The sequence below is a fragment of the Paracoccus sp. (in: a-proteobacteria) genome, assembly GCF_030536915.1.
In the GTDB taxonomy this organism is placed as follows: Bacteria; Pseudomonadota; Alphaproteobacteria; order Rhodobacterales; family Rhodobacteraceae; genus Paracoccus.
The window spans coordinates 47,509-53,562 of record NZ_JAUNPC010000007.1 but is presented as its reverse complement, the minus strand read 5'-3'; the positions used below and the strand labels follow the sequence as shown (position 1 = coordinate 53,562).

7 protein-coding genes and 1 pseudogene are annotated in these 6,054 nt (G+C 69.3%); 2 read left to right on the top strand and 6 right to left on the bottom strand.

Annotated elements, in window-relative coordinates:
* The 4 genes and pseudogenes from Q4F04_RS02735 to Q4F04_RS02720 form a co-directional block, all read right to left on the bottom strand.
* Nucleotides 1–158 (bottom strand): annotated as a pseudogene (locus Q4F04_RS02735) (phosphonate ABC transporter, permease protein PhnE); the annotation flags it as partial.
* Nucleotides 159–215: 57 nt separating this feature from the next.
* On the bottom strand, nt 216–1,112 hold the full coding sequence (gene phnD / locus Q4F04_RS02730; RefSeq protein WP_303368297.1) for a phosphonate ABC transporter substrate-binding protein: 897 nt from the start codon (nt 1,110–1,112) through the stop codon (nt 216–218).
* Between the two features lie 62 nt (nt 1,113–1,174).
* Nucleotides 1,175–1,993 (bottom strand): phosphonate ABC transporter ATP-binding protein, encoded by an 819-nt coding sequence (gene phnC, locus Q4F04_RS02725; protein WP_303368296.1) that lies wholly within the window; start codon nt 1,991–1,993, stop codon nt 1,175–1,177.
* 115 nt (nt 1,994–2,108) lie between these two features.
* Complete coding sequence (locus Q4F04_RS02720) at nt 2,109–2,834, bottom strand: YoaK family protein (RefSeq protein WP_303368295.1); 726 nt, start codon at nt 2,832–2,834, stop codon at nt 2,109–2,111.
* Nucleotides 2,835–3,040: 206 nt separating this feature from the next.
* Between Q4F04_RS02720 and Q4F04_RS02715 the strand changes: the two genes are divergently transcribed.
* Together Q4F04_RS02715 and Q4F04_RS02710 are read left to right on the top strand one after the other, a co-directional pair.
* Nucleotides 3,041–3,715 carry an SDR family oxidoreductase gene (locus Q4F04_RS02715; protein WP_303368294.1) on the top strand — a complete coding sequence of 225 codons (675 nt, stop codon included), beginning with the start codon at nt 3,041–3,043 and terminating at the stop codon, nt 3,713–3,715.
* 87 nt (nt 3,716–3,802) lie between these two features.
* On the top strand, nt 3,803–4,918 hold the full coding sequence (locus Q4F04_RS02710) for a zinc-binding dehydrogenase (RefSeq protein WP_303368293.1): 1,116 nt from the start codon (nt 3,803–3,805) through the stop codon (nt 4,916–4,918).
* A 157-nt stretch (nt 4,919–5,075) separates the two neighbouring features.
* Here the strand turns inward: Q4F04_RS02710 and Q4F04_RS02705 are convergent, their stop codons facing one another.
* A complete protein-coding gene (locus Q4F04_RS02705) occupies nt 5,076–5,309 on the bottom strand; it encodes a formate dehydrogenase subunit delta (RefSeq protein ID WP_303368300.1) in 234 nt (77 codons plus the stop codon).
* Between the two features lie 49 nt (nt 5,310–5,358).
* Nucleotides 5,359–6,054: formate dehydrogenase accessory sulfurtransferase FdhD (gene fdhD / locus Q4F04_RS02700; protein WP_303368292.1), on the bottom strand; the 696-nt coding region annotated here is incomplete at its 5' end.

Genomic DNA, 6,054 nt, shown 5'->3' with positions numbered 1-6,054 from the left:
TGGGCCAGCAGGAAGCCCGAGGCCATCAGCGCCACGAACAGCACCAGAAGGATGCCGCCATACATCCGCTTGCGGCGCGTCATCTCAAGATAGGCGGCGCGGATATCCGCCCCTTCCATGAGCGGCAGCGGTCCGGTGGCTAGGGCTGTCTGGGCCATGCAGTCCTCAAGGATTGAAAAGGGCCGGTCCCGTGACGGAACCGGCCAGAGAAGGGCTTACAGCCCTTCCTCGAGCTTGCGGGCGGCGATCACGCCCTCATAGTCGGCATGGGTCACCGGCACGAAGTCCAGCGCCTCGCCCGCCGCGACGTTGTAGGCGCAGTCCTTGTCGGTTTCCCACAGGTCGGCGGTCAGTTGCGTGACCTTGTCCTTCACCTCTTCAGGCAGCGCCGCGCGCAGGACCATAGGCCCTTCCGGGATCAGCTTCGACCGCCAGATCTCGACCAGCTCGTTCATGTCGATCAGGCCGGAATCCGCCGCCTTGCGGAAAGCACCGGCGTTGAAGCCGTCCTCCCAGTTGCCCTGCCCGTCCGCCCAGGACACGCCCGCGTCGAAATCGCCGTTCTGCACGCCGACCAGCGTCTGCTCGTGCCCGCCCGACATGCGGACCTCCGAGAAATATTCCTCAAGCGGGCCGTAGCTGTCGCGCAGTTCCGCGCCGGGGATCAGGTAGCCCGAGGTCGAGTTCGGGTCGGCAAAGGCGAAGGACTTGCCCCTCGCATCCTCCATCGAGGTGATGCCGCTGCCCTCGCGGGCGAAGCCGATGGAATAATAGCCGGTCGAGCCGTCGAGGTTCTGCTTGGTCAGCCGGACCTCGACCGCCTCGGGGTCGGTCAGGAAGATCTTGGCATAGCCCGAGGCGCCCAGCCAGGCATAGTCCAGCGTCCCGCCCAGCAGCCCCTGGATCACCCCGTCGTAATCGGCGGGGGTGAAGACCTTGACCGGGACGCCCAGCAGATCCTCGACCCTGGTGCGCAGGCACTCGCCCGAGGTCAGGCGGTCCTGGGCGTTCTCGCCGCCGAGGATGCCGATGTTGAACTGGGTGATCTCTTGCGCCGAAAGGGGGGCGGCCAGCGCGGTGGCGGCGGCAAGGACGGCGGCGAGGGTCTTCATGGGATGCTCCATGCGGTTGCGGCCCCGTGTCGGGGGCCTCGGGGTCAGGGTCGGACGAAGGGTCAGGCCAGCATCGCCTTTGCATAGGCGTCGTCCGGCGTGCGGTCGGCTGGGATGGCGGTCGAGGTCGCGGCCTCGTTGAAATCGGCGCCCGCGCCGTAGATCTCGCGGGCGACGCCGGTCGAAAGCTGCTCGGGGCGGCCGTCGAAGACGATGCGGCCGTCGCGCATCCCGATCACCCGGTCGCAATAGCGCCGCGCGGTGTCCAGCGTGTGCAGGTTGGCGATCACCATGCGCCCGTCCTCGACATTGATGCGCTTGAGCGTGTCCATCACCACCTGCGCGTTCATCGGATCGAGGCTGGCGATGGGTTCGTCCGCAAGGATGATCCGGGGGTCCTGCATCAGCGCGCGGGCGATGGCCACGCGCTGCTGCTGGCCGCCCGACAGCGCCTCGGCGCGCTTGGGCGCCTGCTCGGCGATGCCGAGGCGGTCGAGGATGTCCAGCGCCCGCAGGATGTCGGCTTTCGACCACAGGCTGAACATCGTCTGCAGGGTCGAGCGGCGGTTGAGGATGCCGCAAAGCACGTTCGACACCACGTCCATGCGCGGGACAAGGTTGAACTGCTGGAAGATCATCGCGCATTGCGACTGCCATTCGCGGGCGGCAGATCCGCGCAGCGCCAGCACGTCGCGCCCGTTGACCATGATCTGGCCCGATGTCGCGTCGGTCAGCCGGTTCATCAGCCGCAGGAAGGTGGACTTGCCCGCGCCCGACCGCCCGATGATCCCGACGAATGCCGGCCCATCGACCGAGAAGCTGACGTCATCGACCGCCGCCTTGGCGCCGAACATGCGCGTCACCGATTTCACCTGCAGCATCTCTGTCCGTCCCGGATCACATTCCGGGGTGCTGATAGGGGCGGCAGGTGACGGATTCCTGTCAGGCACATGAAACCTGGATGACGGCTCGATCGGTGCCGCGGGACGCCGGCAGCTAGCGCCTGATCCTGCGACCCAGCAGCGCGGGCAGCGACAGCCCCAGAAGGACGGCGGCAAGTGGCAGGGCGAAGGCAAAGCCGATGCGGGAAAAGCCTGCCGCGCCGACCACGCCGCCCGCGACGAAGACGCCCACAAGCTGCAGGTGGATGCGCAGTTTCCCGGGGTCCGCGCCCATGTGCCGTCCCGGGAAGGCGCGGGCGAAGACCTCGCGCCCCAGCTCGATCCCGATGTCGGTGATCATGCCGGTCGCATGGGTCGTGCGGATGCGCGCGCCCGAGATCTTGGTGATCGTCGCGTTCTGCATCCCCATGATGAAGCACAGGCAGGCCAGCGCGAACAGCCGCCCCGCCGGGCTGGTGAAGATGCCGCCGCTGGCGAAGCAGGCCAGGAACCCGCCCTGCACCGCCACCGGCAGTGCATATTGCCGCCCCATGCTGCGCAACCGCGCCCAGTTGATCAGCAGCGTGCTGAAGGCTGCGCCCGCGACAAAGGCGCCGATGGCGACGGCGGCGACAAGGGCGATCCAGAACTCTCCGATCACGAGGTTGTCGGCCAGTTGCGACAGGTAGCCCGTCATGTGCGAGGTATAGGCGCCCAGCGCAAAGAAGCCGCCCGCGTTCGACGCGCCCGCCACCGCGGCCAGCACCGTCGCCAGCACCAGGTCGGTCCCGCGCGAGCGGCGGTGCCCCATCAGCACCCGCGCCGAGGCGACCGGTCGCAAGATACGTCTGCGGGACCTCACGGCTGCACGCATTCCTTCGGGGGTGACGGGTCCGGTCGAGACTAGGGGCACGACCACTGCGGCGGCAAGATGCAGAGAGGGTGGCTGCCCGGCCGGCTTTCGCGGCGAAAGCCATGGGCGGGATTGCCTGCGGGACCCGCCGCCCCTAGCCTGCGCAGGCCCTGCCCCCACCGAAGGACGGACCCATGACCGGCAAGACCCTGTTCATCACCGGAGCCTCCAGCGGGATCGGCGCCGCCACGGCCAGGCTTGCGGTCTCGCGTGGCTGGCGCGTGGGCCTGTTTGCCCGGCGCGAAGACCGCCTGCGCGCGCTGGTGGCAGAACTGGGGGAAGACCGCGCGCTTGCCATGCCGGGCGATGTCACCGATCCCGCCAGCCTGCAGGCGGCGATGGAACGGATGTCGGATGGCTTCGGCACCGTTGATGCGGCCTTTGCCAATGCGGGCCGCGGCCTGAACGCCGCCGGCACCGAGGGCGGCGACCCCGAGGAATGGCAGGACATGATCCGCATCAACGTCCTCGGCCTGCTGTTCACCGCCAAGGCCGCCCTGCCCTTCCTGAAGAAGACGCAGGGGCACCTGCTGATGACCGGCTCGGCCGCCGGGCGGGTGCATATCAAGGGCTCGGTCTATGGCGCCTCCAAGTGGTTCGTCCGCGGCTATGGCGGCAACCTGGCCGAGGAGATGCGCGAATGGGGCGGGCGCTGCACCGTCATCGCGCCCGGCATGGTGGACACCGACTTCTTCGACGAGGCCAAGCCCAAGGCGATCCGCCCCGACGAGGTCGCCCGCGCGGCGCTCTACGCGCTGGAAGCCGGGGACCACGCCGCCGTGCGCGAGGTCTTCCTGATGCCGCGCTGAGGGCGGTTCCGGCTGGACAAGGATGCGCCGCCCCGCTTCCCTGCGCCCATGACCATCACGGGGCGGAACGCCCGACGCGAGGACAACATGCCGCACGACAGCCTTGAACTGAGATCGACCATCACCGCCGACGGAACCCTGCGGGTCAACCTGGAACGGGTCAGCGTCCCCGACCCCGGAAAGGGCGAGCTTCTGGTCCGGGTCGAGGCCGCGCCTGTCAACCCCTCGGACCTCGGCCTGCTGTTCGGGCCGGCCGACATGGCGACGCTGAAGGCCGAGGGGACCGGGGATGCCCCGGTCCTGACCGCAAGCGTGCCGCCGCATCTTCTGCCTGCCGTCCGCGCCCGTCTGGACCAGTCGATGCCGGTCGGCAACGAAGGCGCGGGCACCGTGATTGCCGCCGGACCCGACCTGCAGGAACTGGTCGGCAGGCGCGTCGCCATGATCGGCGGCGCCATGTATGCCGAGTTGCGGCTGATCCGCCCTGACGCCTGCATCGTCCTGCCCGAGGGCGCGGGCGCCGCGGAAGGGGCGGCGCTGTTCGTCAACCCGCTGACCGCGCTGGGCTTCGTCGAGACGATGCGGGCGGAAGGCCACAAGGCGATCGTCCATGTCCCCGCCGCCTCGAACCTGGGGCAGATGCTGGTGCGGATCTGCAGGTCCGACGGGATCGAACTGGTGAACATCGTCCGCAGCCCGGCGCAGGCCGAGCTTCTGCGCGGCATCGGCGCCACCCATGTCCTCGACAGCAGCGCGCCCGACTTCCGCCAGAAGCTGGAGGAGGCCATCGCCGCGACCGGGGCGACGCTCGCCTTCGACGCCATCGGCGGCGGCGAGATGACCAGCACCATCCTGAACGCGATGGAGGCCGTGGCCGCCCGCAGCCTTGAAAGCTATGACCGCTACGGCTCGGCCACGATGAAGCAGGTCTATATCTACGGGGCGCTGGACACCGGCCCCACGATCCTCAAGCGCGGCTTCGGCTTCACCTGGGGGATCGGCGGCTGGCTTCTGTTCAACGCGCTGAAGCGCTTTGACCCGGCCATCGTGCAGCGGATGCGCGAGCGCGTGGCGGCCGAGATGACGACCACCTTCGCCAGCCACTACACCGCCACCATCAGCCTTGCCGATGCCCTGAAGCCCGAGATCGCGGCGGCTTATCAGAAGAAGGCGACGGGGGAGAAGTACCTGATCACGCCCTGAGGGGGGACGGGGATCGCCCCGCGGCGGCGCATCCCGGCGACCGCCTGTTCCGCGGACTCGCGGATGTGGGGAAGGCATCGCCCCGGCGGTCCTTGCAGACGCGGGGCGCATCCTCGCGCCAGCCGGGCTGCTGCGTCCCGCCCGGACATGCCCCCTGTCATTCCTGATGCGACAGCGGGTCCACGGGCTTCGCGCCCTCCGAAGGTTCGCCGGGCAGGCGGATATGGGGGGCGGTGGCCTGCACGATGGGGTCCACCGGCTCGCCCGCGCGCAGGGCCGCCAGCAGGTCCATGCGCATCCGGTAGGTCCAGAAATCGTTGATGTGGCCTGCCACCGCGATCTCGGGCGCGCCCGGCTGGCTGCGGAAGAAGGTGGCGATCTGGTTCGCCATGCGGATCAGCTTTTCATGCGGCGTGTGTTCAGAGACTTCGGACAAGGCGTCAGCCCTTCATGCGCTGGGGGTGGGTGTAAAGGTCGAAGGCCTCGCCGCGGGCGCGGCCGATCAGGGTGATCCCCGCAGCCTCGGCCCAGGCGATCGCCAGCCGCGTCGGCGTACTGGCCCCGATCAGAACCGGGGCGCCGATGCGCGCGGTCTTCTGCACCAGATCGACCGACAGGCGCGATGACATGACGATCGCGCCGCCCTTCGCGTCAATCCCCTGGTCCGCCATCGCGCCCGCCAGCTTGTCCAGCGCATTGTGGCGGCCCACGTCCTCGCGCACAATGGCGGTGTCCGGCGACCAGAAGCCGGCGGCATGGATCGCGGGCGTCTCGCGCCAGCGGCGCTGGCCGTCCGACAACGCCTGCATCGCGCGGCCGACATCCTGTGGCGACAGGTCCCTACCCTCGGCCACTTGAACCACCTGCGGCAGGGCAGCGGCGATGCTGTCCACGCCGCAAAGGCCGCAGCCCACGGGGCCGACCATGCTGCGCCGCCGCTCGGCAAGACCAGACGCTAGGCCGGGACGCAGCCACAGCCGCGCCTCATAGGCCGGGACGCCCGGCAGTTGCGCGGGCGGCTGGACCTGCGCGATCTCGCGGTCGGTCACGTCGGCGGGCGAGGCGATCAGCCCCTCGGTCAGCGCAAAGCCCAAGGCGAAGTCCGCAAGATCATGCGGCGTCGCCATCAGCACCGC

What these genes read in the sequence shown, in the direction of transcription:
- phnD (WP_303368297.1), bottom strand. Translation starts at nt 1,112, where the DNA reads ATGAAGACCCTCGCCGCCGTCCTTGCCGCCGCCACCGCGCTGGCCGCC.
- phnC (WP_303368296.1), bottom strand. Translation starts at nt 1,993, where the DNA reads ATGCTGCAGGTGAAATCGGTGACGCGCATGTTCGGCGCCAAGGCGGCG.
- Q4F04_RS02715 (WP_303368294.1), top strand. Translation starts at nt 3,041, where the DNA reads ATGACCGGCAAGACCCTGTTCATCACCGGAGCCTCCAGCGGGATCGGC.
- Q4F04_RS02710 (WP_303368293.1), top strand. Translation starts at nt 3,803, where the DNA reads ATGCCGCACGACAGCCTTGAACTGAGATCGACCATCACCGCCGACGGA.
- Q4F04_RS02705 (WP_303368300.1), bottom strand. Translation starts at nt 5,309, where the DNA reads ATGGCGAACCAGATCGCCACCTTCTTCCGCAGCCAGCCGGGCGCGCCC.